The sequence below is a fragment of the Streptomyces sp. NBC_00091 genome (genome assembly GCF_026343185.1).
Taxonomy (GTDB): Bacteria; Actinomycetota; Actinomycetes; order Streptomycetales; family Streptomycetaceae; genus Streptomyces.
Genome location: NZ_JAPEMA010000004.1, coordinates 142,107 through 167,826, shown reverse-complemented (window position 1 = coordinate 167,826; position 25,720 = coordinate 142,107). Strand labels below are relative to the sequence as shown.

At 72.5% G+C, this 25,720-nt stretch carries 24 protein-coding genes and 1 riboswitch; of the genes, 5 read left to right on the top strand and 19 right to left on the bottom strand.

Annotation, left to right across the window (positions count from 1 at the left end):
- Positions 1–146 precede the first annotated feature (146 nt).
- Positions 147–1,163, bottom strand: a complete 1,017-nt coding sequence (locus OOK34_RS33875; protein WP_267038002.1) for a LysM peptidoglycan-binding domain-containing M23 family metallopeptidase — start codon at positions 1,161–1,163, stop codon at positions 147–149.
- A 4-nt stretch (positions 1,164–1,167) separates the two neighbouring features.
- Positions 1,168–1,334, bottom strand: a riboswitch (cyclic di-AMP (ydaO/yuaA leader).
- Between the two features lie 318 nt (positions 1,335–1,652).
- Here OOK34_RS33875 and OOK34_RS33870 point away from each other — a divergent pair.
- Positions 1,653–2,471, top strand: a complete 819-nt coding sequence (locus OOK34_RS33870; RefSeq protein WP_267038001.1) for a tyrosine-protein phosphatase — start codon at positions 1,653–1,655, stop codon at positions 2,469–2,471.
- Between the two features lie 67 nt (positions 2,472–2,538).
- Here the strand turns inward: OOK34_RS33870 and OOK34_RS33865 are convergent, their stop codons facing one another.
- The 15 genes from OOK34_RS33865 to OOK34_RS33795 all read right to left on the bottom strand — a co-directional run bounded on the left by OOK34_RS33865 (position 2,539) and on the right by OOK34_RS33795 (position 19,748).
- Positions 2,539–3,975, bottom strand: a complete 1,437-nt coding sequence (locus OOK34_RS33865) for an aspartate aminotransferase family protein (RefSeq protein WP_267038000.1) — start codon at positions 3,973–3,975, stop codon at positions 2,539–2,541.
- On the bottom strand, positions 3,972–5,003 hold the full coding sequence (gene hpnH / locus OOK34_RS33860; RefSeq protein WP_267037999.1) for an adenosyl-hopene transferase HpnH: 1,032 nt from the start codon (positions 5,001–5,003) through the stop codon (positions 3,972–3,974). The genes OOK34_RS33865 and hpnH overlap by 4 nt, the downstream gene beginning before the upstream one ends.
- A gap of 6 nt (positions 5,004–5,009) precedes the next feature.
- Positions 5,010–5,645 (bottom strand): 1-hydroxy-2-methyl-2-butenyl 4-diphosphate reductase, encoded by a 636-nt coding sequence (locus tag OOK34_RS33855; RefSeq protein ID WP_267037998.1) that lies wholly within the window; start codon positions 5,643–5,645, stop codon positions 5,010–5,012.
- Positions 5,645–7,666, bottom strand: a complete 2,022-nt coding sequence (gene shc / locus OOK34_RS33850) for a squalene--hopene cyclase (RefSeq protein WP_267037997.1) — start codon at positions 7,664–7,666, stop codon at positions 5,645–5,647. The genes OOK34_RS33855 and shc overlap by 1 nt, the downstream gene beginning before the upstream one ends.
- 118 nt (positions 7,667–7,784) lie before the next feature.
- Complete coding sequence (locus OOK34_RS33845) at positions 7,785–8,936, bottom strand: polyprenyl synthetase family protein (protein WP_267037996.1); 1,152 nt, start codon at positions 8,934–8,936, stop codon at positions 7,785–7,787.
- Positions 8,933–10,312, bottom strand: a complete 1,380-nt coding sequence (gene hpnE / locus OOK34_RS33840) for a hydroxysqualene dehydroxylase HpnE (RefSeq protein WP_267037995.1) — start codon at positions 10,310–10,312, stop codon at positions 8,933–8,935. Before hpnE ends, OOK34_RS33845 begins: the two co-directional genes overlap by 4 nt.
- A 397-nt stretch (positions 10,313–10,709) precedes the next feature.
- Entirely contained in the window at positions 10,710–11,648 is a 939-nt protein-coding gene (hpnD, locus tag OOK34_RS33835; protein ID WP_267037994.1) for a presqualene diphosphate synthase HpnD, read from the bottom strand.
- Between the two features lie 8 nt (positions 11,649–11,656).
- Complete coding sequence (hpnC, locus tag OOK34_RS33830; protein ID WP_267038228.1) at positions 11,657–12,550, bottom strand: squalene synthase HpnC; 894 nt, start codon at positions 12,548–12,550, stop codon at positions 11,657–11,659.
- A 393-nt stretch (positions 12,551–12,943) separates the two neighbouring features.
- On the bottom strand, positions 12,944–13,726 hold the full coding sequence (locus tag OOK34_RS33825) for an ABC transporter ATP-binding protein (RefSeq protein ID WP_267037993.1): 783 nt from the start codon (positions 13,724–13,726) through the stop codon (positions 12,944–12,946).
- Positions 13,719–14,648 carry an ABC transporter permease gene (locus OOK34_RS33820; RefSeq protein WP_267037992.1) on the bottom strand — a complete coding sequence of 310 codons (930 nt, stop codon included), beginning with the start codon at positions 14,646–14,648 and terminating at the stop codon, positions 13,719–13,721. Before OOK34_RS33820 ends, OOK34_RS33825 begins: the two co-directional genes overlap by 8 nt.
- Positions 14,649–14,746: 98 nt before the next feature.
- Positions 14,747–15,619 (bottom strand): glycosyltransferase family 2 protein, encoded by an 873-nt coding sequence (locus OOK34_RS33815; protein WP_267038227.1) that lies wholly within the window; start codon positions 15,617–15,619, stop codon positions 14,747–14,749.
- 8 nt (positions 15,620–15,627) lie between these two features.
- Positions 15,628–16,407 carry a CDP-alcohol phosphatidyltransferase family protein gene (locus OOK34_RS33810; protein WP_267037991.1) on the bottom strand — a complete coding sequence of 260 codons (780 nt, stop codon included), beginning with the start codon at positions 16,405–16,407 and terminating at the stop codon, positions 15,628–15,630.
- Positions 16,385–17,446, bottom strand: a complete 1,062-nt coding sequence (locus tag OOK34_RS33805) for an iron-containing alcohol dehydrogenase family protein (protein WP_267037990.1) — start codon at positions 17,444–17,446, stop codon at positions 16,385–16,387. The genes OOK34_RS33810 and OOK34_RS33805 overlap by 23 nt, the downstream gene beginning before the upstream one ends.
- Positions 17,434–18,186 carry a phosphocholine cytidylyltransferase family protein gene (locus OOK34_RS33800; RefSeq protein WP_267037989.1) on the bottom strand — a complete coding sequence of 251 codons (753 nt, stop codon included), beginning with the start codon at positions 18,184–18,186 and terminating at the stop codon, positions 17,434–17,436. Before OOK34_RS33800 ends, OOK34_RS33805 begins: the two co-directional genes overlap by 13 nt.
- Positions 18,183–19,748: a DUF5941 domain-containing protein gene (locus OOK34_RS33795; protein ID WP_267037988.1), complete on the bottom strand. Its 1,566-nt coding sequence runs from the start codon at positions 19,746–19,748 to the stop codon at positions 18,183–18,185. The genes OOK34_RS33800 and OOK34_RS33795 overlap by 4 nt, the downstream gene beginning before the upstream one ends.
- A 45-nt stretch (positions 19,749–19,793) precedes the next feature.
- Between OOK34_RS33795 and OOK34_RS33790 the strand changes: the two genes are divergently transcribed.
- From OOK34_RS33790 to idi, 3 genes are all read left to right on the top strand, one after another.
- The gene (locus tag OOK34_RS33790) at positions 19,794–19,937 is read left to right on the top strand and encodes a hypothetical protein (RefSeq protein WP_267037987.1); all 144 of its coding nucleotides are present in this window, start codon (positions 19,794–19,796) and stop codon (positions 19,935–19,937) included.
- Between the two features lie 473 nt (positions 19,938–20,410).
- Positions 20,411–21,658 (top strand): bifunctional class I SAM-dependent methyltransferase/N-acetyltransferase, encoded by a 1,248-nt coding sequence (locus OOK34_RS33785; RefSeq protein ID WP_267038226.1) that lies wholly within the window; start codon positions 20,411–20,413, stop codon positions 21,656–21,658.
- Positions 21,659–21,812: 154 nt separating this feature from the next.
- A complete protein-coding gene (gene idi, locus OOK34_RS33780) occupies positions 21,813–22,415 on the top strand; it encodes an isopentenyl-diphosphate Delta-isomerase (protein ID WP_267037986.1) in 603 nt (200 codons plus the stop codon).
- Positions 22,416–22,463: 48 nt separating this feature from the next.
- Here idi and OOK34_RS33775 read toward each other — a convergent pair whose 3' ends face one another.
- Together OOK34_RS33775 and OOK34_RS33770 are read right to left on the bottom strand one after the other, a co-directional pair.
- Complete coding sequence (locus OOK34_RS33775; RefSeq protein WP_267037985.1) at positions 22,464–23,006, bottom strand: ATP-binding protein; 543 nt, start codon at positions 23,004–23,006, stop codon at positions 22,464–22,466.
- Positions 23,007–23,100: 94 nt separating this feature from the next.
- Positions 23,101–23,805 (bottom strand): HdeD family acid-resistance protein, encoded by a 705-nt coding sequence (locus OOK34_RS33770; RefSeq protein ID WP_267037984.1) that lies wholly within the window; start codon positions 23,803–23,805, stop codon positions 23,101–23,103.
- Positions 23,806–23,886: 81 nt separating this feature from the next.
- On the opposite strand from OOK34_RS33770, the gene OOK34_RS33765 reads away from it, so the two are divergent.
- Entirely contained in the window at positions 23,887–24,633 is a 747-nt protein-coding gene (locus tag OOK34_RS33765) for an enoyl-CoA hydratase/isomerase family protein (protein ID WP_267037983.1), read from the top strand.
- On the opposite strand, the gene OOK34_RS33760 is transcribed toward OOK34_RS33765, so the two are convergent.
- Positions 24,611–25,246, bottom strand: coding sequence for a DJ-1/PfpI family protein (locus tag OOK34_RS33760; RefSeq protein ID WP_267037982.1), 636 nt, complete (start codon positions 25,244–25,246; stop codon positions 24,611–24,613). The two genes, OOK34_RS33765 and OOK34_RS33760, sit on opposite strands and share 23 nt — an antisense overlap.
- Between the last annotated feature and the right edge of the window lie 474 nt (positions 25,247–25,720).

Below are 25,720 nucleotides of genomic sequence, written 5' to 3'. Positions count from 1 at the left end.
CTTGGCAACCAACCTACGCCAACGTAATGAGGGGTTGACGGACCGTGATCTATACCACGCGGGGGATAAGGAATAAGTACACGTGGGGCCGGGACCCCCCTCGGGTCCCGGCCCCACGCGTGTCACCGTGCCGACGGCGGGTGCCGTCAGATGCTCACGCCCTTGGAGCGGAGGTAGGCCAGCGGGTCGATGTCCGAGCCGTAGGACGGGCCCGTGCGGATCTCGAAGTGGAGGTGCGGGCCGGTCACGTTGCCGGTCGCGCCGGAGAGGCCGATGCGCTGGCCGCCGGTCACGCTCTGGCCGACCGAGACGGACAGCTGGGAGAGGTGGCCGTACTGGGAGTACTTGCCGTCGGCGTGCTTGATGACGACCTCGTTGCCGTACGCGCCGCCCCAGCCTGCGGAAACCACGGTGCCCGCGCCGACGGCCTTGATGGTGGTGCCGGTGCTCGCGATGAAGTCGACGCCGGTGTGGTAACCGGAGGACCACATGGCACCGCTCACCCGGTACTGGGTGGAGACCCCGCCGCCGACGGGGGCCGTGAACCCGGAAGTGGTGGCGGGCGCGGCGGGCGCGGCGGCCTTCTGGCCCTTGGCCGGGGCGGAGGAGCCCTGCGCGGCCGAGCCGCCGGCCTCGGTGCCGGAGCCCTTGCCGGTGCCCGTGCCGGTGCCCTTGCCGGAGCCCTTCGCGGACGGCGCCTCGTCGGCCGCGTCCTCGCCGCCGGCCGGAGCGTCGCTCGAGGATTCCTCGGGCGCGGCCGCAGGAGCCTTCGGGGCGGGCGCCCCGCCCTGGCCGCCGCCGAGCGTCAGCTTCAGGCCCGGGTGGATGAGGGAGGGGTTCTCGCCGACGGCCTCGCGGTTGTCGGCGTACAGCTGCTCCCAGCCGCCGGAGAGGTGGCGCTCGGCGGCGATCTTCGAGAGGTGGTCGCCCGGCACCACCGTGTAGAGGGTCGGCGCGGCCTCGGGGGTGGCGGCCGGGGCGGCCTCGGGGGCCTGCCCGGTCTGCGCGGGTGCGGCCTTGGCCGGGGCGGCGGCCGGGGCGGCCTGGGCGCCGGCGGCGCCCATCAGCGGCAGCGCGAGGGCAGCGCCGCCGGTTCCGGCGACGGCGAGGCCGCGGGATATCGAACGGGACTTCGGACGGCGGTGCTTACCCTTTCCGGGCATGGCGAATTCCTCTCCGGCGCCTGCGAGGTGAGCTGTCGGGTTCGGACTGGAGATGTCCGGCCGTACGTGCGGAGCACGAGTGCGGCTTCACCCCGAGCTGCGCCGGAAATGATCCGGAAGCAGCGGCTTACGTGGTTCCCCCGCTCCTGCCGCGCGCGTCGATGGTCGGGTGCGGTTCCCGGGCGGCGGCAGGATTAGGCGGTCCACCCGGATCGATCGCGAAGGTAATCGAGTGGAGCGTCGGGCAACAAGCCACGAATTCCCTGACGGAATCGCAGATATGGGGGATCAATGGAATTCTGGTCACCCTGTGTCCATTCCACCCCATCAACAACCGCCCCCACAAGGGAATTCGGTTCTCGTGATCAGGCACGCTCGGTCACCGTATGATCTGGCTCACGGGGCCCGGCCCGATCTCGCCTCCACCTATGGCAAGTTGTTCCCAACCGGACCAATTCGGACATCACAGGACCACGCGGAGGAGTACACGTGACCCAGCAGATACCCCAGCCCCTTCCGGCCCGCCCCGAACCGGGGCCGGAGCTCTCCGGAGTGCGCAACTTCCGTGACGTGGGCGGGCTGCCGACCACGGACGGACGAAGGGTCAGGCCGGGACGACTGTTTCGAAGCGGACATCTCGCGCATGCCACCGAAACCGACGCAGAGTTCCTCGCCTCGCTGGGCCTGCACACCGTCTTCGACTTCCGCAACGGAGCCGACCAGGCCCTGGAGGGGGCCGACGTCGAACTGCCGGGTGTCCTCAACGTGAACATCCCGCTGACGGATCCGGCCGACGGCCGGGAGTTCTGGACGATGGTCCGCGACGGCGACCTCGACCAGCTCCGCGCCGTCCTGGGCGAGGGCAAGGCGGCCGCCCGCATGGCGAACTCGTACCGCGCCATGATCCGTACCCGCACCGCCGAGCACAGCCGGGTCGTGCACGCGCTCGCGCGGGACAGCGTGCCGGCGCTCATGCACTGCGCGGCGGGCAAGGACCGGGCGGGGCTGTCGATCGCCGTGACGCTGCTCGCCCTCGGCGTCGAGCGCGAGGCGATCGTGGCGGACTACCTGGAGTCGAACGCCCCGCACAACCGCTACCGGGTGCGCCGCGGCAGCGAGGCGCCCGAGGCCCGCTCCCCCGAGGTGATGGAGCTGCTGGCGCCCCTGTTCGACGCCCGCTCCGGGTACCTGCTCGCGGCCTTCGAGACCATCGACGAGCAGTGGGGCGGAGTGGACGCATACCTCGCCGAGGGGCTCGGGCTCGCCCCCGAGGTGCTGGACCGGCTGCGGGAGCGGCTCCTGGACTGACCGCAGGGGCCGCAGGGGCCGCAGGGGACGGCGGCCGGAGGGGGACGGGCCCCCTCCGGCCCCCGGCTCAGCGGTTGCCGACCGCCTGCTTCACCAGCGTCCGGCCGAAGTCCCACATCAGCGCGCCCCCGCCGTGCGCCTCGTCCATGACCTCCCGGAAGGCCGCGACGAAGCGCTCCACGTCCGCCTCGTCCACGACGAGCGGCGGGATGAGCTTGATGACCTCCAGGTGGTCCCCGGAGACCTGGGTGAGGATCCGGTGCTTGCTCAGCAGCGGCACCACGACCATCTGGGCGAACAGCCCCTTGCGGGCCGCCTGGAGCACGGTCCACCGGCTGCGCAGGGCCAGGGAGGAGGGCCTGCCGAACTCGATGCCGATCATCAGCCCGCGCCCGCGCACCTCGTGGAGCAGTTCGTACTCGTCCACGAGCGCCGCGAGCCGCCCGCGCAGCAGGTCGCCCATGGCACGGGCGTTGGCCACCAGCTGCTCGTCCTCCATGACCGACAGCACCGCCAGCCCGGCCGCCATCGCCTGGGCGTTGGAACCGAAGCTGGCGGAGTGCACCAGCACCCGGTCCATGGACGAGTAGACCTTCTGGAAGATCCAGTCCTTGCCCAGGGTCGCGCCGACCGGCACGTAGCCGCCGGAGAGGGCCTTGGCCACGCACACCAGGTCCGGCTCCACGCCCGGCTCGTGCTGGTACGCGTAGAAGGTGCCGGTCCGTCCGAGGCCGGTCTGCACCTCGTCGGCGATCAGGAGCGCCTTGTGCCGGTGCAGGAGCTCCTGCGCGGCGCGCAGGAACCCGGGCGGTGGGGCGAGCACCCCCTTGCCCTGGACGGGTTCGACCACGAAGGCGGCCACGTCCCCGCGCCGCAGTTCGCGCTCGAGCGCGGCCAGGTCCCCGAGCACGATCTTCGTGTCGGGGAGCAGCGGGGCGAAGCCGTCGCGGAAGCCGCCTTCGCCGTTGACCGACAGCGAGCCCGTGGTCAGCCCGTGGAAGGCGTGGTCGCAGTAGAGGATCCTGGGCCGCCCGGTCGCGTACCGGGCGAACTTCAGGGCGGTCTCCACCGCCTCGGTGCCGCTGTTGCCGAAGAAGACCCGGTCCAGGTGGGGGCTGTACGAGAGCAGCTTCTCGGCCAGCAGCCCGGGCAGCGGCTGGCAGTCGAAGCGGGTCAGGTCGGCGAGCTGGGCGTCCAGGACGTCGTGCAGGGCCTGGCGTACCACCGGGTGGTGCCGGCCCAGGCCCATCACTCCGAACCCGGCCAGCATGTCCAGGTAGTCGTTGCCCTCGGCGTCCCAGAAGTGGGCACCCTCGGCCCGCTCGTAGACCTTGTCGAAGCCGATGGTGTGCAGCATGCGGGGCAGCTGGTGGTTGAGGTGGCGGGCGTGCAGCTCGTAGCGTTCCCCGCCGCGCTCGGCCAGGAGCGCGGCGAGGTCGAAGCCCTTCGGCCCGCCCTGTCCGCTCCCGCCCCCGCCCCCGCCCCCGCCCTGTCCGGTCGTCATGCCGACGCGTCCCGGTTGCCGGCGATGGTCTCGCGGGCGGCGCGCAGGGACTCCTTGAGGGAGCCCATGGTGGCGAGGACGGCGGTGGGCTCGTAGCCGCAGTGCGCCATGCAGTTCGCGCAGCGCGGGTCCTTCCCGCGGCCGTACTTGCTCCAGTCGGTGTCGTTGATCAGTTCCCGGTAGGTGGGCACGTAGCCGTCGCTCATCAGGTAGCAGGGGCGCTGCCAGCCGAAGAGCGAGTAATTCGGAATGGCCCAGGCGGTGCAGGGGAAATCGGCCTTGCCCTCCAGGAAGTCGAGGAAGAGCGGGGAGTGGTTGAGCCGCCAGCGGCGGCGGTTTCCTCCGGCGAAGGCCTTCTTGAAGAGTTCCCGGGTCTGTTCGACGCCCAGGAAGTGCTCCTGGTCGGGTGCCTTTTCGTAGGCGTAGGCGGGCGAGATCATCATCTCGTCTACCTGGAGGTCGTCATTGAGGAAGTTCAGTACCTCGATGATCGTCTGCGGGGTGTCGGTGTTGAAGAAGGTGGAGTTGGTGGTCACCCGGAATCCGCGGCTCTTCGCCTCCTTGATGGCCGCGACCGCCTCGTCGAAGACGCCTTCCTTGGCCACCGATTCGTCGTGGCGTTCACGCAGTCCGTCGATGTGGACGGCGAAGGCGAAGTAGGGCGACGGGGTGAACTTCTCGATCTTCTTGCGGAGCAGCATGGCGTTGGTGCAGAGGAAGACGTATTTCCGCTTCGCCACCAGCTGCCGCACGATCTCGTGGATCTGCGGGTGCATCAGGGGCTCGCCGCCCGCGATGGAGACCATCGGCGCGCCGGACTCCAGCACGGCGCCGACCGCCTGGGCGACGGGCATGCGCTGCTTGAGCACCCCGGCCGGGTGCTGGATCTTCCCGCAGCCTTCACACGCCAGGTTGCAGGCGTAGAGCGGCTCCAGCTCGACGATCAGCGGGAACTTCTCACGCTTGCGGAGCTTCTGTTCGAGAAGATAGGTCCCGACCCTGATGGACTGTCGCAAGGGCATGGCCATCTGGTTTCACCTCCTGGGAAGCAGCAACGAACGGTGCCATTCATAAAACGCGGGTAGTACGGCACGCAGTACACGGAAGGCAGATATTCCACCGCGAACCGTGCCGATACGGACGAGCTCGTGCTCCGGAGCGTCCACGATCACCCGGACGGCCGCAACCGGACGCCCCGGCGCGGCGGCGGCCCACAAGGTGGCCGCGGACTCCATGTCGACCGCGACGGCGCCGGTGGCGCGCAGCTGCGCGCGCTCCTGGCCCCGGACGACGTGGTCGGATCCGGTCAGTGCGCCGGTGTGCACGGTCCGGCCGGGAACGGCGCGGGCCAGTGCCTCGGCGAGCAGGGCGGTGCCGGTGCAGGTGACCACCCCGCGGGGGTCCCGGGTCTCCTCGGCGACGACCAGGTCGCCGGGGTGCATGCCGGGGACGAGGCCGGCGCAGAACCCGGTCGCGAGGACGGCCGCCCGCCCCATCCCGGGCCTCTCCAGGGCGCGGGCGACGGCCCGCTCGGCGGCGCGGGGGCCCATGCCGGTACGCAGCAGGGCGCCGGCCCCGGGCCCGCCCCGGGCCGCGCCGCGCAGGGCCGCCCGCTCGATGCGCAGGGCGCAGGCGACCAGCAGCGGCGGGGGCTCCGCTCTGGCGGGCATCATGCCTCCCCGGCCGCTGAGGCGTGCTGCCGCTCCGGGCCGAAGGGTTCTCCGTGGAGGTAGCGGCCGAGGGCGGTGAGCGGGAACACCTGCCGGTAGAGGTGGTAGTTGATGGAGAAGTCCCAGGGGAATCCGGTGCCGGTGAAGTGCGGCTCGTCCCAGGTCCCGTCGGGGCACTGGGTCTCCACCAGGTACGCCAGGCCCCGCTCGACGGCCTTGCCCGCACGCTCCCCCGCCGACAGCAGAGCCATCAGCGCCCAGGCGGTCTGGGAGGCGGTCGAGGCGCCCTTCCCGGCCCAGGAGCGGTCCTGGTAGGAGCGCTGGTCCTCGCCCCATCCGCCGTCCTCGTTCTGTACGGATTCCAGCCAGCGCACGGCCCGCCGGACCGCGGGGTGCGAGGGGGCGATCCCGGCGGCGGTGAGGGCCGGCACCACCGAGCCCGTCCCGTAGACGTAGTTGGTGCCCCAGCGGCCGAACCAGGGCCCCTCCGGCTCCTGTTCGGCGAGGAGCCAGGCGAGGCCCCGCCGGGTGCGGGGGTCGGCGGCCCTGCCCTCCGCCGCGAGCATCTCCACCACGTGGGCGGTGACGTCGGCCGAGGGCGGGTCGATGACCTCGCCGAAGTCGCAGAAGGGCAGCCGGTTGGGGAAGGGGCTGGTGTTGTCGGCGTCGAAGGCGCCCCAGGCGCCGTTCCTCGACTGCATGCCGAGGTTCCAGGAGACCCCGCGGGCGATGGCCGCCTCGACCTTCGCCGGTTCGGGGTGCCTGATCCGGCGCAGTGCCAGGACCACCTCGGCGGTGTCGTCGATGTCGGGGTAGTTGTCGTTGTGGAACTCGAAGGCCCAGCCGCCGGGGGCGAGTCCGGGCCGGCGCACGGCCCAGTCCCCGGGGCGACGGATCTCCTCGCCGAGCATCCAGTCCGCGGCCCTGACCAGGGCCGGGTGGTCGGGGCGGACTCCCGCGTCGGCGAGGGCGATGGCGGCGAGGCAGGTGTCCCAGACCGGGGACTGGCAGGCCTCGACCATCCGGGCGCCGTCCTCGCGCCACACCGCGAAGCGGTCGAGGGAGTCCAGCCCGGCCCGCATCACCGGGTGCTCGAGGTCGTAGCCGAGCAGGTGGAGGGCGATCACGGAGTACACGGCGGGGGGCTGGATCCCGCCCCAGCAGCCGTCGTTCTCCTGGCGCTCGATGATCCAGCGGGCGGCGGAGTCCATGGCCGCCTTGCGCAGCCGGCGCGGGGCGATGCGCCGGTAGAGGTGCAGGGCCTTGTCCATCCGCTGGAAGGCCCCGTCCCAACTGGCCAGCGGGGCGGGTGGCTTGGCCGGGTCCGGGTCGCGCGCGTCGGTGTGCAGCTCGTCGAGGGCGAAGGGTGCGGGGCGGACCGGCCGCAGTGCGGAGACGATGGTGAGCGGGACGATCGTCTGGCGGGCCCAGCAGCCGAAGTCGTAGATGTTGAGCGGCACCCAGGGCGGCAGGAAGACCAGCTCGGGCGGCAGTTCGGGCAGGTGGTCCCAGCTCCACCAGCCGAAGAGCGCCAGCCAGATCCGGGTGAACACCCGGGCGGAGGCGATCCCCCCGTGGGCCCGGATCCAGGCCGAGGCGCGGGCCATGTGCGGGGCGTCGGGCGGGTCCCCGGCCAGGCGCAGGGCGACGTACGCCTCGATGGTGGCGGAGAGTACGGGCGGTCCGCCGTGGAAGGTGGCCCAGGTGCCGTCGGCCTGCTGCTCGCCCCGGATGAACAGGGCGGTGGCGTGGGTGACGGCCTCGTCCCGGATGCCGAGGAACTGCCGCAGCAGCAGGTCCTCGGCGTCCATGGTGACGTTGGTCTCCAGGTCGCCCTTCCACCAGCCCACCGGGTCCTGGCGGGCCAGCAGTTCGCCCACGGCCCGGTCGGTGGCCTCCTGGACGTCCCGCCGCAGGCCGGGCGGTCCCGCCGCCGGGGCGGCCGCCGTGGCCGTCGTACCGTCGTGTTCCGGATCCGCGCCGCCGGCCATTGCACCGCCGCCGTCGGTCGTCGCTGTCATGGCTTCCCCTTCGAACAGTGTTCCTCTGCCGTGCTGGGGTCTGCCGTCGGCCGGGGCGCCTCAGCAGCTGGCGCCGCCGGCCGGCGACTCGCGATTCATATCCAAAATCCGGCGGTGATCACCTCTTGCGCACGACGACGAAGTCGGCGAGGGCCACGAGCTGCTCCCGCACCCGCTGCGGCATGTCCACTTCGTCCAGCGCGCGGATCGCCACCGCGTGCTGGCGGCGCGCCTCGTCGGCGGTCCACTGGCGGCCGCCGGCGGCCTCGATGAGCGCGGCGCGGTGGGCGAACTCCTCCTCGGAGAAGTTCTCCAGGTCGTTGCTCTTGGCGTCGGCCGCCAGCAGCCTCGCGAGCTCCTCACATGCGGGTCCGCCCGCCGCGAGGGCCGCGACGACGGGCAGGGACTTCTTGCGCTGGCGCAGGTCGCTCCAGGTCTGCTTGCCCGTGGACTCCGGGTCGCCCCAGATGCCGAGGAGGTCGTCGACGGCCTGGAAGGCGAGGCCGAGGTGGTAGCCGTACTCCTCCAGCTTGTCGGCCGTACGGTCGTCCGCGCCGCCGAGCACGGCGCCGATCGACACCGCGCACGCGAGCAGGGCTCCGGTCTTGTTGCCCTCCATCTCGAGGCACTCCTCGACGCTGACGCGCTCGCGGTGCTCGTACGAGATGTCCTGGGCCTGGCCGTCGATGAGCTTGCGGCTGGCGGTGGTCAGGCGGCGGGTCGCGCGGCCGGCCTCGACGGTGCCCAGTTCCAGCAGCACCTCGTTGGCGAGGGCGAAGAGGGCGTCGCCGACCAGGATGGCGAGGGCGGGCCCGTGCACCTTCCACACCGTGTCGCGGTGGCGGCGCTGCTCGTCGCCGTCCATCAGGTCGTCGTGCAGCAGGGAGAAGTTGTGGACGAGCTCGACCGCGACGGCTCCGGGGATGCCGATCTCGGCGGCGACGCCGGCCGCCTCGGCGGAGAGCAGCGCGAGGGCGGGGCGCACGGCCTTGCCGCCGTCGCCGTCCGCCGGGTTGCCCTGGGCGTCGATCCAGCCGAAGTGGTAGGCGGCGACGGTGTCCATGGGCGCCGCGAGCCGGCTCACCGCCGCGCGGAGCACGGGCGTCGACAGCGTGCGGCCGCGTTCCAGGAGGGCGAGGGTGTCGGCCTTCTCCACTCCCCCTCCGGCCGCGCCCGTGCCGGCATCCGTGTTCTCGACAGCCGGGTTCCCCGGGTTCACTGGCTCTCCTCTGGTTCCTGTACGTGCTGTGCTGGTGGTCGTGATGCTCATACCGCCTCCTGCAGGGGGTGTTCGCGGGGGCGGCCGAGAGCGGCGAGCGCGGCGTGGGCCGCGCCGAGGCCGCTGCGGACGGCGCTCTCCATGGTCGCGGGCCAGCCGGTGGCGGTCCACGCACCGGCGAGGTAGAGCCCCGGCGTGTCGGTCCGGTGGCCCGGGCGCAGCCGGCCGACGCCGGGGGTGGGGGCGAAGGTGGCGGTCCGTTCGCGGGTGACGAAGAAGTCCCGTACCTTCGCGCCGCGCGCGGCCGGCAGGAGCCGTTCCAGCTCGGGCAGGTACTTGGCGCGCAGGACCGAGACGGGCTCGTCGATGTCGTCCTGGGCGACCGACTGGGACAGGGCCAGGTACTGGCCCCCGTCGGTGAGTCCGGAGGCGTCGGTGCGGTCGAAGACCCACTGGACGGGGGTGCCGAGTGCGGCGAAGAAGGGCTGCTTGAGGACCTTGCGGTCGTACACCACGTGGACGTTGAGGATGGGGGCGGTGGCGATGTCGAGGAGCTTGTCCGGGTCGGCCAGCGCTCCGGCGGGCAGCAGGCCGTGCGCCTCGCGCTGCGGGACGGCGAACACGACGGTGCCCGCGTCGAAGGACTCGCCCTCGGTGTCGACCTGCCAGCCGCCCTCCGCGGTACGGGAGACGGCGGTGACCCGGGTGCGCAGCTCGGTCCGTACGCCGGCGGCGTCGAGGGCCTTGCGGGCGAGGGTGTCGTGGAGGTCTCCGAGCGGGACCCTGGCCCAGCCGATGTCGGCGGCGCCGTTCTCGGAGAGCAGGCCGGTCTTGAAGACCATGGCGGCCAGGCCGAGGGAGGACTGGTCGGCGGTGGCGTTGAGGGTGGCGATGCCGACGAGGTCCCAGAGGGCCTCGACGGTGCGCGGGGACTGGCCGTAGCGGGCGAGCCAGGTGGCGAAGTCGAGGCCGTCGAGCGCCGGGTCGGCGGGGTCGAGGCGGCGCAGCGCGAGGGCGGCGCGGCCGACGGCGGCCCGCTCGGCGAGGGAGAGGTGCGGGTAGGTGGCCAGGGAGGCGGCCAGGTGCAGGGGTACGGGCAGGGCGCTGCGGCGCAGCCGGCCGAGGCGGGGCCGGCCGGGGCGGGCCACGTCGAGGACGGGTACGTCGAGCCGGTCCTGGAGCGGGGCCAGGGCGGCGCCGTCGACCCGGTCGAGGAACCAGCGGTAGGCGGTGCAGCAGCGCAGGTAGACGTGCTGGCCGTTGTCGACGGTCAGGTCGCCGCGCTTGAAGGAGAAGGCCAGCCCGCCGAGCCGGGGGCGCCCTTCCAGCAGGGTGACCCGCAGTCCGGCGTCGGCGAGTTCGAGCGCGGCGGTGACTCCGGCGAGTCCGCCGCCGACGACGACGGCGCGCTGGTCGCTGCCGCTCATGAGGCCTCCGAGGTGGTGCGGCCCGCCGGGCCGGATGGTGCCGGGGCTGCGCAGCCCTCCCGGACAGACGCGGCCCCGGCCTGCATGGTTGCCCGCGCGGCGCGCGTGCGGACCGGGGCGAGGCCCCCGCGGCCGGGGACGGCCCCGGCGTGCCCGCCCGGGGCCGCGTCGCCGGGCTGCCGGCCGGCGCCCGGCCGGCACGGCCACACCGGGCCGGGCCCTGCGGACCGGCCGGAGCGGGAAGCCACCCGGCGGTGCCCCGCCGGGGCGAAGCGCGCCCGGCCGGGGATGCCGCCGACGCACCCGTCCGGGGACGCGCCGCCGGGCCCGGCGGCGGGCTGCCGGCCGGCGGCCGGGCGGTGCGGCCCGGCCGGGGCGGGGGGCGCCGTGGGGCGCATCAGGGCCGCCTCCGGGTGCTGCGGCGGGAGACGGTGCGGGCGTCGAGGCCGGACAGGCCGCGCACGGCCACGTACGCCTTCTCGTGCGTCGGCAGCGAGACGCGCCCGCGCAGCACCGCCTCGGGTTCGCGCTCGATGCGGTCCAGGAGGCGCCGGTAGATGCCGGCCATGGCGGCCACGCAGGCGCCGCTGCGCCGGTCGAGCATCGGCAGCAGCCGGTAGCCCTCGACGAACAGGGCCCGCGCGCGCCGGACTTCGTGGTGCACGAGCCCGGCGAAGTCGGCGCCGGCGGGGGCCCGGTCGCCCTGGAAGCCTTCGGAGCAGCCGAACTTGGCGAGGTCCTCGGCGGGCAGGTAGGTGCGCCCGTTGCCGGCGTCCTCGCGGACGTCGCGCAGGATGTTGGTGAGTTGCAGGGCCAGGCCCAGGGTGTCGGCGTACTCGTCGGCGCGGTCCGCCGGGCCCACCGTGCCGAACACGCCGAGCGAGAGCCGCCCGATGGCGCCGGCCACGCAGCGGCAGTAGGCCTTGAGGTCGTCCCAGGTCTCGTACTCCTCGCCGCGCACGTCCATCAGGACGCCGTCGATGAGTTCGTCGAGGCCGCCGAGCGGGATCGGGAAGCGGCGCGAGGCGTGGGCGAGGGCGACGGCGACCGGGTCGGTGTCGTCCTCCTCGATCTCCCCGGCCCGGATCCGGCCGAGCAGGGCGCGGGTCTCCTCCAGCCGGGCCAGTTTGGCCCCGGGCGCGAGGGTGCCGTCGCCGATGTCGTCGACGCGCCGCGAGAAGGCGTACAGCGCGGACATCGCCTGCCGCTTGTCGGTGGGCAGCAGCCGGATGCCGTAGGCGAAGTTGCGCGCCTGGGTGCCGGTGACGGCCTCGCAGTAGCTGTAGGCCGCGAGGACCTGGCCGGACGGTGCTGACGCGTGTGTGGGGCCCTCCACGTTCGGGCTCACCCCTTTCTCGGCGCTGTGCGCAGGACGGCGGCCACCTCGCGGAGCAGGAGGCTCCGGGTGGGCTTGGGCGGGCCGGGCAGCACGTCGAAGCCGGCGGCCGAGATCGCTCGCAGGGCGGCTCGCCCCCCTCCCACGAATCCCGCGAGCAACAGCCGCAGCCTGCCGTGGACGCTACCCACGAGCGGGGTTCCTTCATTCAGGAGCCCGCGCGTGCGGTCGGCCTCGAAGGCGATCAGGGCGCGTACGGACGCTCCGGCGGACGGGGCCTTGAGATCGGCCTCGGCGACGTGGAAGCGGCGCATGTCCTCGGCCGGGAGGTAGATCCGGTCGCGGCCGAGGTCCTCGGTGACGTCCTGGAGGTGCTCGGCGATCTGCAGGGCGGTGCAGATCGCGTCGGAGCGGCGGATCCGCTCGGGGGTGCTGGTGCCGGTGAGGGAGAGCACGAGGCGGCCGACGGTGTTGGCGGAGAGCTCGCAGTAGTCGAGGAGCTCCCCGTACGTCTCGTAGCGCGTGACCCGCTGGTCCTGGCGGTTGGCCTCGATGAGCCCGAGGAAGGGCTCGGGGCTGAGGCCGTGGTCGCGTACGACGGGGCGCAGGGCCAGCAGCAGGGGGTGGCACGGGGGGCCGTCGGAGCCGCCGAAGACGCGCAGCAGGTCGGCCTCGAAGGCGTCGAGCATGGCGAGCGGGTCGTCGACGGCGGCCGGGTCGAGGCCGAGGAGGACGGCGTCGCGGCCACCGGGGGCGAGGTCGCCGTCGCCGATGTCGTCGACCAGGCGGGCGTAGCCGTAGACGGCCATGAGGCCCTCGCGCCAGGCGCGCGGGAGGAAGGCGGGGGCGACGGGGAAGTTCTCCGCCGCGGCCTTGCCGAGGGTGGCCCGCGCGTGGAGCAGGTCGGAGGTGCCTTCGGGGGCCGGGCCCGGGGCGGGACGGATGCCGTGCCCGGGGGTCACCGCCCGCCGCCCGGGGCGGGGACGGCCACTGTGCCTGGGGGCCGGAGAATTCCCGTAGCCATTGCCGTCACGTCTCCCGTTCTACACTGCCGACCCAAGTCATCCCATTTCGGACACGCCGCCGGACCTTACCCGGGGGTATCCCCGGAGATCCGGCTGCGGGGAATCGTCCCCTCTTGGCGCGATTGAGAACTGGTCCAGCTTACGCTGTACAACGCCACGGGGGCCTATCGGGTGCCCCCGCGCCCCGGAATGTCGGCCGCCCATGCCGAGGCCCCCGCCGCGGGGAGCGGCAGGGGCCTGCGGGGCCGGGAGCGGCGGGGGACCAGCGGGTCAGTGGCCGCTGGCCTTCTCGTACGCCGAGACCACTTCCTCGGTGGGCCCGTCCATCAGGAGTTCGCCCTTTTCCAGCCACAGCACCCGGTCGCAGGTGTCGCGGATGGACTTGTTGTTGTGGCTCACCAGGAAGACCGTGCCGGCCTTCTCCCGCAGCTCGCGGATGCGGTTCTCGGAACGCACCTGGAAGCTGCGGTCACCGGTGGCGAGCGCCTCGTCGATCATCAGGACGTCGTGGTCCTTGGCGGCGGCGATCGAGAAGCGCAGGCGCGCGGCCATGCCGGAGGAGTAGGTGCGCATCGGCAGGGAGATGAAGTCGCCCTTCTCGTTGATCCCCGAGAAGTCGACGATGTCCTGGTAGCGCTCCTTGATCTGCTCGCGGGTCATGCCCATCGCGAGACCGCCCAGGACGACGTTGCGCTCGCCGGTGAGGTCGTTCATCAGTGCGGCGTTGACGCCCAGCAGCGAGGGCTGGCCGTCGGTGTAGACCTTGCCGGACTCGCAGGGCAGCAGGCCCGCGATGGCGCGCAGCAGGGTCGACTTGCCGGAGCCGTTGGAGCCGATGAGGCCGATGGCCTCGCCGCGGTACGCCGTGAAGGAGACGCCCCGTACGGCGTGGACCCGGCGGACGCCCGGGGCGTCGCCCTTGCCCCTGCGGAGTATCTTGCTCAGCGCGGCGGTGGCACTGCCCTTGCCGGAGCTGCCGGTGTTGACGCGGTACACGATGTGCACCTCGTCCGCGATCACGGTGGGGACGCGCCCCTGGGTGTTGTCAGCCACGGCCGTAACGCTCCTCAGCCTTCCAGAAGTACACGAAGCCGCCGAGGCCGATCAGGACGGCCCAGCCGGTCGCGAAGGCCCAGACGTGCGGCGGGAGGTTCTCCCGGCCGTAGCCGTCGATCAGGGCGAAGCGGACCAGGTCCATGTAGATCGCGGCGGGGTTCCACTGGAGCACGTCCGCGATCCACGCCGGCTTGTCCTTCAGCATCTCACTGATCGAGAACATGACGCCCGAGGCGTACATCCACGTGCGCGTGAGGAAGGGCATCAGCTGCGCGAGGTCGGGGGTCTTGGACCCCATCCGCGCGAAGACCAGGGCGAGGCCGGTGTTGAAGACGAACTGCAGGACCAGCGCCGGGATCACCAGCAGCCACGACAGCCGCGGGTAGTTCCCGAAGGCGACGGCGACGACGAGCACGACGATCATCGAGTACATCAGCTGCTGGAGCTGCTGCATCGAGAAGGAGATCGGCAGCGAGGCGCGCGGGAAGTGCAGCGCGCGGACCAGCCCGAGGTTGGTGGGGATCGCCCGGACGCCCGCCATCAGCGAGTTCTGGGTGAAGGTGAAGACGAAGATACCCATCACCAGGAAGGGGATGTACACCCCCTTCTCCATGCCCCGGCCCGCGTTCAGGATCAGGCCGAAGATCAGGTAGTAGACCAGAGCGTTGAGCAGGGGGGTCGCCACCTGCCAGATCTGGCCGAGCTTGGCCTGGCTGTACTGCGCCACCAGCTTGGCCCGGGAGAAGGCCATGATGAAGTGGCGCCGCCCCCAGAGCTGCCGCACGTATCCGCCGAGGCTGGGCCGCGCGCCGCTGACGGACAGGCCGTACTTCCTGGCGAGCTCCGCGGGGCTGAGCCCCGCGTCGTCGGACGGCGGCTTGCTCGTGGCGAGGGCGCCGTCGTGGGTTGTGTCACTCACAAGTTGAAACTTTCCGTCTTCAAGATGCGGCAGGAGGGACTTTTCGGGGCTGGAGCGCCGGACCCTTGATGGGGTTCATGGTCCCAGACGCGAGCTTGTCAGATGACGGGCGGTCGGCCCAGCCGCGTCAGCCGCCAGACCGTACGCCACCTCATCGGGCGCCGGGGGCCGCAGGGGGTGGTCCAGCCCTCCTTGAACCCGCCGAACCAGGCCTTGAGCGCCGGCACCGAGGGCCTGCGTACGAGCGTCAGCGCGAGCCAGACGCCCAGGTAGACCGGGACCAGCGGGGCGGGCAGGTTGCGGCGGGCGAGCCACACCCGGTTACGGGCCACCATACGGTGGTACACCGCGTGGCGGGAGGGAGCGGTCGTCGGGTGCAGCAGCACCATGTCCGCCCGGTAGTCGATCAGCCACCCGGCGTCGAGCGCCCGCCAGGCCAGGTCGGTCTCCTCGTGGGCGTAGAAGAACTCCCCGGGCAGCGTTCCGACCTGCTCGAACACCTTCGTGCGGACGGCGTTGGCGCCGCCCAGGAAGGTGGTCACGCGGGAGGAGCGCATCGGGTCCGAGGCGCGCAGCCGGGGCACGTGGCGGCGCTGGGTCTCGCCGGTCTGCGGGTCGGCGATCCGGAAGCTGACGATGCCCAGCTCCGGGTCCTCGGCGAAGGCCTGCCGGCACAGCTCGGCGGTGTCGGTGCGCTCCAGCAGCCCGTCGTCGTCGAGGAAGAGCAGGGCGTCCACCTCGCCGCCGCCGGGGCCGAAGGCCTCGATGCCGACGTTGCGCCCGCCCGGGATGCCCAGGTTCTCGGGCAGCTCGACGGTGCGCACGCCCTCCGGGAGCCCGGTGACCTTCACGCCCTGGCCGACGACGACCACCTCGACGGGATCGCCCTCCTGCCGGGCCACCGAGTCGAGGAGCGCCTTCAGCTCGTCGGGGCGGTTGCCCATGGTGATGATCACGGCGCCCAGCCGCATCGGGCCCGTCACTTGAGCCTGCTGGAGGCCAGGATCGACACCAGGTGCAGCACGGTCTGCAGCAGGGCGATGCCGGCGAGCACGGCGACGCCCAGCCGGGAGAAGTACAGGTCGCCCCGGACCTGGTCGGCGATGGCCAGGACCAGGATCAGCAGGGAGGCCTCGATGCCGAGGACCAGGCGGTGGAACTTGAGCGCGGCGGCGGCCCGGCGGGCCAGCGCCATGCCGGACGAGCGCGGCTCGGCCGCCGCGTCCTTGACCACCGGCTTCCCGGCCTGGTGGCGGGCAACGCCGACCAGGTCGGTCTCGGCCTTGATCAGGATCGCGCCGAGGGCGGCGAGGGTGCCGAGGAAGGCCCACAGCCAGTCGACGCGCCCGCTGCCCCACAGGTCGGCGGCGCGCAGGCCGAATCCGACCAGGACGGCCGCGTCGCACAGGTAGGCGCCGACCCGGTCCAGGTAGACCCCGGACAGGGAGAACTGCTTCTTCCAGCGCGCGACCTCGCCGTCGACGCAGTCGAGCAGCAGGTAGAGCTGGACCGCGACCACGCCGAGGACGGCGCCGAGCACCCCGGGCACCAGCAGGGCCGGAGCGGCGAGGACGCCGGCGAGGGTCATCACGTAGGTCAGCTGGTTGGGCGTGACCTTGGTGGTGACCAGGAGCCGGGTGATGCGCAGCGAGATCTCGCGCATGTACAGGCGGCCGCCCCAGTGCTCGCCACTGCGCCGGTCCTTGACGCCCGGCGGGTGAACGACGGGCCGGAGTTCAGCTACGGATGGTCTGGGCATAGTCGGCGTAAGCGTCCCTGATCTCGGCTGCGGGCAGGTTGAGGTGCTCCAGGATCGTGAAGCGTCCCGGGCGGGTCTGGGGGGCGTACTCGACCGCGGTGACGAACTCGTCCACGCTGAACCCGATCTCCTCGGGCAGTACGGGCAGGCCGTGGCGGCGCAGGACCTCCGTGAACAGGCCGGACTGCTCGGCGGCCCCGCGCAGGTGCATGGCGAAGGCGGCGCCGATGCCGACCTGCTCGCCGTGGAGCGCGGAGCGCCCCGGGTAGAGCAGGTCGAAGGCGTGGCTGATCTCGTGGCAGGCCCCGGAGGAGGGCCGGCTGTCCCCGCTGATCGACATGGCGATGCCGGAGAGCACGAGGGCCTCGGAGAGCACGGTGAGGAACTCGTCGTCGCCGCATCCGCCGGGGTGGCGCAGTACGGACTCGCCTGCGGTACGGGCCATGGCGGCGGCCAGGCCGTCCACGGACTCGCCGGTGACGCGGTGCGAGAGCTCCCAGTCGGCGATGGCCGAGATGTTGGAGATCACGTCGCCGATGCCGGCGCGGATGAAGCGGGTGGGCGCCTCGCGGATCACGTCGAGGTCGATCACCATGGCGATCGGCGTGGGGACGCCGTAGGAGCCACGGCCGTTGTCGTTGTCCAGGATGGACACCGGGGAGCAGATGCCGTCGTGGGAGAGGTTGGTGGCGATGGCCACCATGGGCAGGCCGACCCGCGCCGCGGCGTACTTCGCCACGTCGATGATCTTCCCGCCGCCCAGCCCCACGACGGCGTCGTAGCGGCGGCCCTTTATGTCGTCGGCCAGCTTGACCGCCGAGTCGATGGTGCCGTCGACGACCGGGTACCAGTCGGCGTGCGGCAGGGCCGGCTCCAGACGGGCGCGCAGCGCCTGTCCGGAGCCCCCGCTGATCGCGATCGCGAGCCGGCCGGACGCGGAGATCCGCTGGTCGGCGAGAATGCCCTCCAGCTTGTCCATCGCCCCGCAGCTGATGTCGACGACGACCGGCGAGGGGATCAGCCGCGTCAGTACTGGCATGCGATCGTCCGGCCCTTGGCGAGGTCGTCGTGGTTGTCGATCTCGACCCACTTGACGTCGCCGATGGGGGCGACGTCGATGGTGAAGCCGTCGTCGACGAGCTGCTGGTAGCCGTCCTCGTAGTAGAGGTCGGGGTCGCGCTCGAAGGTGGTCTTCAGAGCCTCGGCGAGCTGCTCGGCGGCCTCGGGCTCGATGAGGGTGACACCGATGTACTCGCCGGTCGCGGTGGCCGGGTCCATCAGCTTGGTGATCTTCCGGACTCCCTGGCCGTCAGCCGTGATGACCTTCATCTCCTCGTCGGCCAGGTGCTTGACCGTGTCGAGGGCGAGGATGATCTTCTGGCCGTTGCCGCGGGCGGCGAGGAGGGTCTTCTCGACGGAGACCGGGTGGACGGTGTCGCCGTTGGCGAGGATCACACCCTGCTTGAGGACGTCACGCGCGCACCACAGGGAGTAGGCGTTGTTCCACTCCTCGGCCTTGTCGTTGTCGATCAGCGTGATCTTGACGCCGTACTTGGCCTCCAGGGCCTCCCGGCGCTCGTAGACGGCTTCCTTGCGGTAGCCGACGACGATCGCGACCTCGGTGAGGCCGACCTCGGCGAAGTTGCCCAGGGTCAGGTCGAGGACGGTGAGGCTGTCCTCCCGGCCCTCGGGACCGACGGGCACGAGGGCCTTGGGCAGGGTGTCGGTGTAGGGACGCAGGCGGCGTCCGGCACCGGCAGCGAGGACAAGGCCGATCATGCTGGTTCTCCTTCGTCATGTACGGCGGGTGCCCCGGAGGAGACCCAGAAACGGATGCTCTCCACGAGCACCACGAGTGCCACGAACACGGCCATGGCCGTGAGCGCGACGGGGAACACGTCACGGGCGAGCACGGTGGCCAGGACCACGGTCAGCAGGACCCGGCCCTCGTGACCGCCGAGCGTCCACACCAGCCACCGCGGCGGGGCGCCCGAACCACCGCGGATGCGGTAGACGGTGTCGTAGTGATGGTAGGCGACCGCCGCGACCAGTCCGAATGCCGCCGGAAGCGCCCCGGGGACGTCCGCCTTGGCGGCGAGGGCGAGGATCGTCACATATTCGGCGAACCGGAAGAGCGGCGGGATCAGCCAGTCGAGGGGGCCCTTGAGGGCGTGGGAGACGGCCTCCGCCGCGGCGATGACGTAGAGCAGCGCGGTCGCGATCAGCCAGCCGACGCCGAACCCGTTGTTCGCGGCCGCGCCGGCCATCAGCACCGATCCGACCAGCGCCATCCCGAGCGAGACCCCGGAGGGCCGCCGCCGGACGTGCCCCCGGTTCAGCACCGAGGCGAGCGGCCCCGTGTCCGTGAGGTCCGCCAGGGCCCGGGCGGCCCGGTCGGTACGGGTCGCCTTGCGGGTCACGGAGCGCAGGACCCGGCCGGCGGTGGTGTAGAGGGCGCCGAAGGCGCAGCCGGCGAGCAGGGCGTAGAAGACGGTCCGCGGGCTGGTCACGGCGGTCAGGACCGCGATCATGGCCCAGCGCTCGCCGATCGGCAGGATGATCATCCGGCGGACCCAGACCGTCCAGCCGACGCTGTCGAGCTTGTCGGACAGGGCGGCCGTCGGACTCCCGGTGACGGACTTGCCGGCGGCGGTGGCGTCGTGGTTGGCCTCGTTGAACGAGAAGTCCACCACGTGCCGGCAGGTCATCAGGATCATCGCGCCGAGCGCGAGGGCCCATACGTCGTCGCCGTTCCTGGCCGCGCCGAGCGCGAGGCCCGCGTAGAAGGAGTACTCCTTCGCCCGGTCGAAGGTCGCGTCCAGCCAGGCGCCCATCGTCGAGTACTGGAGCGAGTAGCGGGCGAGCTGCCCGTCGGTGCAGTCCAGGACGAAGGAGACGAGGAGGAGCACGCCGGCCGTGACGTAGCCCCAGCGCTCGCCCGTGGCGGCGCAGCCGGCCGCGATCAGGGCGGTGAGCAGGGAGGCGGTGGTGACCTGGTTCGGGGTCAGGCCGCGGCGCGCGCACCAGCGGGCGATGTAGCGCGAGTACGGGCTGATGAAGAAGGTGGTGAAGAAGCCGTCCCGGGACTTCACCGCGGTCCGCAGGCGCACGGCCTCGTCGTCCACGGCGGCGACGGCGGCGACGGCCTCGGCCCGCTCCGCCCCGCCCGCCGGTACGGCGGCGACCAGGGAGCCCAGGTCGGGCCGCTGGACGGTGGTCCCGGCGGCCTCCACGGCGGCGGCGAGCCGGTCCGCGTACGGGCCGGTGCCCTCCGGGGCGAGGGCCGCGGCCCGGTCGAGGGCGGCGCGGGCCCCGGCCTGGACGGCGAGGGCGCCGGTCACGGCGCAGGCGTCGAAGCGCGGGTCGGTCAGCGCCAGGCGCAGCGCGTGCGGGTGCCCGACGAAGGCGCTGTCGACGACGGCGACCCGCTCGTCGGCCGGTACGCCGGCCAGCGCCGTGACGGTGCCTTCGGGACCGGTGACCGGGCGGACGTCGAACCCGAGCGACCGGAGCTCGTCCTCGAGAGGTGATCCGGGTACCGGCGGGCCGGTGAGGATGACGGTCGACAGACGAACTCACTCCTTGCGACGGACGTTCCCGACGGGCGGGCGCCCGGTGGGGGCGGCGGCAGCACGTCGGCAGGGCTGTCGGCAGAGGCTATCGGATGAATGGAAGCCCGCATTCATCAGCTGTTCAGGCCGATTCAGGCCTGTTTGCGCCTGGATGTTAGGGTGGACGCCGCGCGCACGGGAATCACCTGGCGCGCTGGAGAGCCGAAACGGCCCCGGAACGAGAAAGAGGTGGGTTGATGACCGTCGCAGTGGTCGCGGCCATGCGCAGCGAACTCCGGTACATCCCCGTTTCCTTCCGGGCGTCCGGCCGGGCCTGATCCCACACCGGTAAGGCCTCGTCGGCCGGAGCCCCCGTTCAAGGGTTCACGTTGACCGACAACACCACTTCCTCCGTTTCCATCAGTGCCTCCGAGGGCTTCGTCGCCGCCTTCATGGAGCTGCACCGCGGCCTGCCCCGGCAGTCCCCCGGTTCCGACGCCTCCACCCGACACCTGCTCTCCCTGTGCGGACCGCTGCCCGAGCGGCCGCGCGTCCTCGACCTGGGCTGCGGTCCGGGCCGCAGCGCCCTGCTGCTCGGCGCCGAGGCGGGCGGGGCGGGCCTCGCCGAGGTGACCGCCGTCGACCTCTACGAGCCCTTCCTCGACGAGCTGCGCACGGCCGCCGGAGCCCGCGGGCTGAGCGGCCGGGTCCGTGCCGTGCGCGCGGACATCGGCGCGCTCCCGTCCGAGGAGTTCGCGGACGGCTCCTTCGACCTCGTGTGGGCGGAGGGTTCTGCTTATGTCATCGGTTTCGACCGGGCGCTCACCGAGTGGAAGCGCCTGCTGGCGCCCGGCGGCCGGCTCGTGCTGAGCGAGTGCGAGTGGACGGCCGAGGAACCCTCGGCCGGGGCGCGGGCCTTCTGGGACCCGCAGTACCCGCTGCGCTCCACCGCCCGCAACCTCGCGGCCGTCCAGGCCGCCGGGTACCGGGTGCTGGGTACCCGGCTCCAGCCCGACTCCGACTGGGCCGAGTACTACGGTCCGCTCGGCGAGCGGGTCCGGGCGGCGTCGGCCGCCACCGCGTCGGAGGCGGCCGCGCTGGCCTCCGTACGCGAGGAGCTCGCCGTACGGGAGCGGCACGGGCACGAGTACGGGTACACGGGCTTCGTGCTGGCCCCGGTGACCGCCGGGGACGGGGGCCCCTGGCGGGCACGGCCGGAGACGGCGGCCGACGCGACGGCCGTGCGGGCCGTCAACCTGGCGGCCTTCGAGACCCCGCTGGAGGCTGATCTCGTGGACGCCCTGCGCGCCGACGGGTCCTGGCTGCCGGGGCTCTCGTACGTGGCCGAGGGCCCGGACGGGTCGGTGGCCGCGCACGCCCTGCTGACCCGGTGCGAGGTGGACGGCGTACCCGCGCTGGCCCTCGCGCCGGTGGCCGCCGCTCCGGCGGTGCAGCGCTCGGGCGCCGGCAGTGCCGTCGTACGGGCGCTGCTCGCGGCGGCGCGGGAGCGGGGGGAGGCGTTGGTGCTGGTCCTGGGGCATCCCGCCTACTACCCGCGCTTCGGGTTCGTGCCCGCTTCGCGCTTCGGGATCCGGGCGCCCTTCGAGGTGCCCGACGAGGCGATGATGGCCCTGGTGCTGGACGGTTCCCTTCCGGTGCCGGCGGGCACGATCAGGTATTCGGTCCCCTTCGGGATCTGATGCCGTAGCTGAACATCCGCCCCTCGCCGTTTTTACCCGGCTTATCACCCGGCTTATCACGCGGCGGGGGGCGGACATGCGCGGATGACCGAAGTGGGGACAAGCCTCTTTTGTACGGCAGACTGAAGGCCGAAGTCCGAAGCGAAGGATGGGTATGCCGACCACACCAGCCACCGACGCCACCAGCAGCGCGTCCGCCGGCACCGGAGCTCAAGAATCGATCATGCTCGAACTGGTCGACGAGTCCGGCAACACCATCGGCACGGCGGAGAAGCTCTCCGCACATCAGGCGCCCGGCCTGTTGCACCGGGCGTTCTCGGTGTTCCTCTTCGACGAGCAGGGCCGGCTGCTGATCCAGCAGCGCGCTCTCGGGAAGTACCACTCCCCCGGCGTCTGGTCGAACACCTGTTGCGGTCACCCCTACCCCGGGGAGTCGCCGTTCGCGGCGGCGGCCCGGCGCACCCATGAGGAGCTCGGGCTCTCGCCCTCGCTGCTCGCGGAGGCGGGGACGGTCCGCTACAACCACCCGGACCCCGCGTCCGGGCTGGTGGAGCAGGAGTACAACCACCTGTTCGTGGGACTGGCCCAGACCGCGCTGAAGCCGGATCCGGAGGAGGTCGGCGACACCGCCTACGTCACGCCCGAGGAACTGGCGAAGCGGCACGCGGAGGTGCCGTTCTCCGCCTGGTTCATGACGGTGCTGGACGCGGCCCGGCCCGCGATCCGCGAGCTGACCGGCGACGCGGCCGGCTGGTAGCCGGTACGCCGTTCAGGTGCGGGCGGGTGGTCACGGGCGGCGGGTGCTTCAGCCCCTCGGGGACGGGGCCGGGGCCGGGGCGGTGAGCGGGAGCGCCGCCCAGATCACCTTGCCGCCCGTCGAGGTGTGCTCGACGTCGCACACCCCGCCGGCCTCCAGGGTGATCTCCCGGACCAGCAGCAGGCCCCGGCCGCCGGTCTGGCCGAAGTCGGCCTCCAGGGCCTTGGGCCGGTACGGGTGGTTGTCCTCGACGGCCACCCGTACCCACTGCCGGCCCACCGCCACCTCGACGGCCACCTCCGGGGAGAGCAGCGCCGCGTGCCGGACCGAGTTCGTCACCAGTTCGGAGACGATCAGCAGCAGGGAGTACACCAGGTCCTGCTGGGCCGGCACCCCCTGGCGGCCGAGCAGGTCGCGGACCGCGCGGCGGGCCTGCGGAACGGATTCTTCTACCGCGGGCGCGGTGAAGCGCCACACGCCCTCGTAAGCGAGGGGGTCGGCCGGAGCCGGCACCTCACCTCCCCTGGCTGGCGGGACGCTCCCGCTGTCGTTCATCTTCCGGCCCCCGTCTTCGCGCTCGATCGTCTCCACGTTTCAAGAGTGGGGAACAGCCTGGTCCGGACCGCGCCGCTGACCAGAAGTCAGCGTCAATCGGACGCTTTCTGACCACTGGCGTATGACAGAGTCAGTTGTTGGTCTGTTCCTGATCCGGTGCGGTCCTCTTCTCGGCCGCCGTCGGCGCCCCGTCCGCCCCGTCCGCCGCGTCCGGACCGGCCGCCCCGTCATCCTCCCTGACCAGCCCGAGGATCCGCCGGGCACCCATGCCCAGGGCCACCAGGCTGAGCCCGTCGAACAGCAGGGCGAGCGAGAAGAAGGTTCCGATCACGTACAGGCTGCTGCCGGGCCAGCTGGAGAGGATCAGGATGCCCAGCAGGAGGCCGAAGGCGCCCTGGACCAGCGAGATCCCGAAGTTGGCGCCGCGCACCACCAGGGCGCCCGCGAGGCGGAACACCCCGCCGGTGAGGAACAGCAGGGCCGCGAACATGGTCAGGGCCTCGGCGCTCGCCTCGGGGCGCCGCAGGATCACGAAACCCGCGGCCAGGTTGACCGCGGCGACGATGACGGCCAGCCAGAAGTAGTTGCTCCCGCGCGACTGCACGGCCTGCGCGAGGCCGACCGCGCCGCCGATGAGCAGCAGCCAGCCGAAGAGGAACATCGAGGTCAGGGTGGCCACGCCCGTATAGACCAGGCCCACCAGCCCGGCCAGTACGAGGACCACCCCGAGCAGGGCCAGCAGCCCGAAGCTGCGGCTCAGCTTCTTCTTCTCCTGCTTGTGCGACTGCTGCTGCGACTGCTGCTGCGGCCGGGGGTCGCTGCGGTCGGCGCCCATGGACGTGCCACCTCCTCGCGGCCCCCCGGGGTCGGACTCCCCTTGATCATAGGATCGGCGGCCCGGGATAGCATCTGGCGCATGGACGCAGCCCTCCACCACACGGTCGCCGACGGGGTGGCCACCGTCGTCATCTCGCATCCCGCCAAGCGGAACGCCATGACCGCCTCGATGTGGCGGGCCCTGCCGGAACTGCTGGCGCTCCTCGCGGAGGATGCGGCCGTCCGGGTGCTGGTGCTGACCGGGGCCGGCCCGACCTTCTGCGCGGGGGCCGACATCTCCTCGCTCACCGGCAAGGAGGACCCGCAGGCCCTGGCGGTGGCGGCGGAGGAGGCCCTGGCGGCCTTCCCGAAGCCGACGGTGGCGGCGATCCGGGGTTTCTGCGTGGGCGGCGGCAGCCAGCTGGCGGCGGCGTGCGATCTGCGGTTCGCGGAGGAGGGCGCGTCCTTCGGGGTGACCCCGGCCAGGCTGGGCATCGTCTACCCGGCGTCCTCCACCCGGCGGCTGGCCTCGGTGGTCGGGCCGGCGTGGGCCAAGTACCTGCTGTTCTCCGCGGAGTTGATCGACGCGGACACGGCCCTGCGAGCCGGGTTCCTGAACGAGCTGCTGCCGGCGGGGCAACTGGAGGAGCGGGTGGCCCGGTTCACCCGGATCCTGACCACCCGCTCGCGGCTGACGCAGGCCGCCGCGAAGGAGTTCACGGACGGCCGCCTGGACCGGGACGCGTACTGGACGGCCGAGGCCGCCGCGAGCGGCGACACCGCGGAGGGTGTCGCCGCGTTCCTGGAGCGGCGGGCTCCGGCCTTCAGCTGGCCGTCAGCGGATTAGCGGCGCGCAGCCGGGCGACGATCTCGGCCGGGGCCTTGGCCGGCGAGCCGGCGTCGTAGGGCGGCTGGGGGTCGTACTCGCACATCAGCTGCACGGTCTGCGCGTACGTGTCCCCGGCGATCCGGCCGAGCAGGCCGAGCCCCATGTCGATGCCGGAGGACACCCCGGCGGCGGTGACGTACTTGCCGTCGAAGACCACCCGTTCGCCGGTGGGCTCGACGCCGAAGGGGCGCAGCCGGTCGAGGTAGAGCCAGTGGCTGGTCGCCCGCCGCCCGTCGAGCAGCCCGGCGGCGGCGAGCAGGAGCGAGCCGGTGCAGACGGAGGTGGTCCAGGTGGTCGTGGCGTCGACGGCGCGGAGCCAGTCGAGTACGGCGGGGTTCTCCATCTCCACCTCGGGGTACGGTCCGCCGGGCACGATGACGATGTCCGGGCGCGTCACGTCCTCGAGCCCCTTGTCTGCGACGAGCCCGAGCGCCCCGTTGTCGGTCCGCACGGGCCCGGGGCGCTCGGCCACGAAGAGGGTCTCGGCGTCAGGGAGGCGGCTGAGGGTCTCGTAGGGGCCGATGGCGTCGAGTGCGGTGAAACGGTCGTAGAGCAGTACGGCGATCTGCATGGCTCCTCCGGAGCGGTTGAGTGTCCTGGCCTGCCCGATGGCCGGGCGGCCCTGTCCGAGTGGTCTGATCTGGTCGGTCCGGGCATCCAGCCCCGCGGGCGTTCCGCTGCGCGGTGCTGTCCCCTACCCGCCCTTCCACCGTTCCCCGGGCGCTGCCCGGACCCCGCGCCTCAAACGCCGGCGAGGCTGGTTTTTCCGGCGCGGATCGCCCGCCTGCGGACCGCGTCCCGGGGGCCAGCCCCCGGACCCCCGCGCCTCAAACGCCGGCGAGGCTGAGTGTGGCTGCGCCCAGCGATAGCTGAGGAAGCTTGAGGCCCGGGCCCGAGGAGAGCCCGCACAACCCAGCCCCGCCTGGGGGCACCTCCCCAGCGGTAGCTGGGGGAGCTTGAGCCCCGCGTCCGGGCAACGCCCGCCCACCCCAGCCCCGCCGGCGTTTGAGGCGCGGGCGCGGAGCGCCGTCTCGTGAGCCCCGCC

Bases quoted from the DNA above. Each gene is read 5' to 3' on its own strand.
- OOK34_RS33875 (WP_267038002.1), bottom strand. From the start codon at position 1,163: ATGCCCGGAAAGGGTAAGCACCGCCGTCCGAAGTCCCGTTCGATATCC.
- OOK34_RS33865 (WP_267038000.1), bottom strand. From the start codon at position 3,975: ATGACGACCGGACAGGGCGGGGGCGGGGGCGGGGGCGGGAGCGGACAG.
- hpnH (WP_267037999.1), bottom strand. From the start codon at position 5,003: ATGGCCATGCCCTTGCGACAGTCCATCAGGGTCGGGACCTATCTTCTC.
- OOK34_RS33855 (WP_267037998.1), bottom strand. From the start codon at position 5,645: ATGCCCGCCAGAGCGGAGCCCCCGCCGCTGCTGGTCGCCTGCGCCCTG.
- shc (WP_267037997.1), bottom strand. From the start codon at position 7,666: ATGACAGCGACGACCGACGGCGGCGGTGCAATGGCCGGCGGCGCGGAT.
- OOK34_RS33845 (WP_267037996.1), bottom strand. From the start codon at position 8,936: ATGAGCATCACGACCACCAGCACAGCACGTACAGGAACCAGAGGAGAG.
- hpnE (WP_267037995.1), bottom strand. From the start codon at position 10,312: ATGAGCGGCAGCGACCAGCGCGCCGTCGTCGTCGGCGGCGGACTCGCC.
- OOK34_RS33815 (WP_267038227.1), bottom strand. From the start codon at position 15,619: ATGCGGCTGGGCGCCGTGATCATCACCATGGGCAACCGCCCCGACGAG.
- OOK34_RS33810 (WP_267037991.1), bottom strand. From the start codon at position 16,407: ATGCCCAGACCATCCGTAGCTGAACTCCGGCCCGTCGTTCACCCGCCG.
- OOK34_RS33805 (WP_267037990.1), bottom strand. From the start codon at position 17,446: ATGCCAGTACTGACGCGGCTGATCCCCTCGCCGGTCGTCGTCGACATC.
- OOK34_RS33800 (WP_267037989.1), bottom strand. From the start codon at position 18,186: ATGATCGGCCTTGTCCTCGCTGCCGGTGCCGGACGCCGCCTGCGTCCC.
- OOK34_RS33785 (WP_267038226.1), top strand. From the start codon at position 20,411: ATGGAGCTGCACCGCGGCCTGCCCCGGCAGTCCCCCGGTTCCGACGCC.
- idi (WP_267037986.1), top strand. From the start codon at position 21,813: ATGCCGACCACACCAGCCACCGACGCCACCAGCAGCGCGTCCGCCGGC.
- OOK34_RS33770 (WP_267037984.1), bottom strand. From the start codon at position 23,805: ATGGGCGCCGACCGCAGCGACCCCCGGCCGCAGCAGCAGTCGCAGCAG.
- OOK34_RS33765 (WP_267037983.1), top strand. From the start codon at position 23,887: ATGGACGCAGCCCTCCACCACACGGTCGCCGACGGGGTGGCCACCGTC.
- OOK34_RS33760 (WP_267037982.1), bottom strand. From the start codon at position 25,246: ATGCAGATCGCCGTACTGCTCTACGACCGTTTCACCGCACTCGACGCC.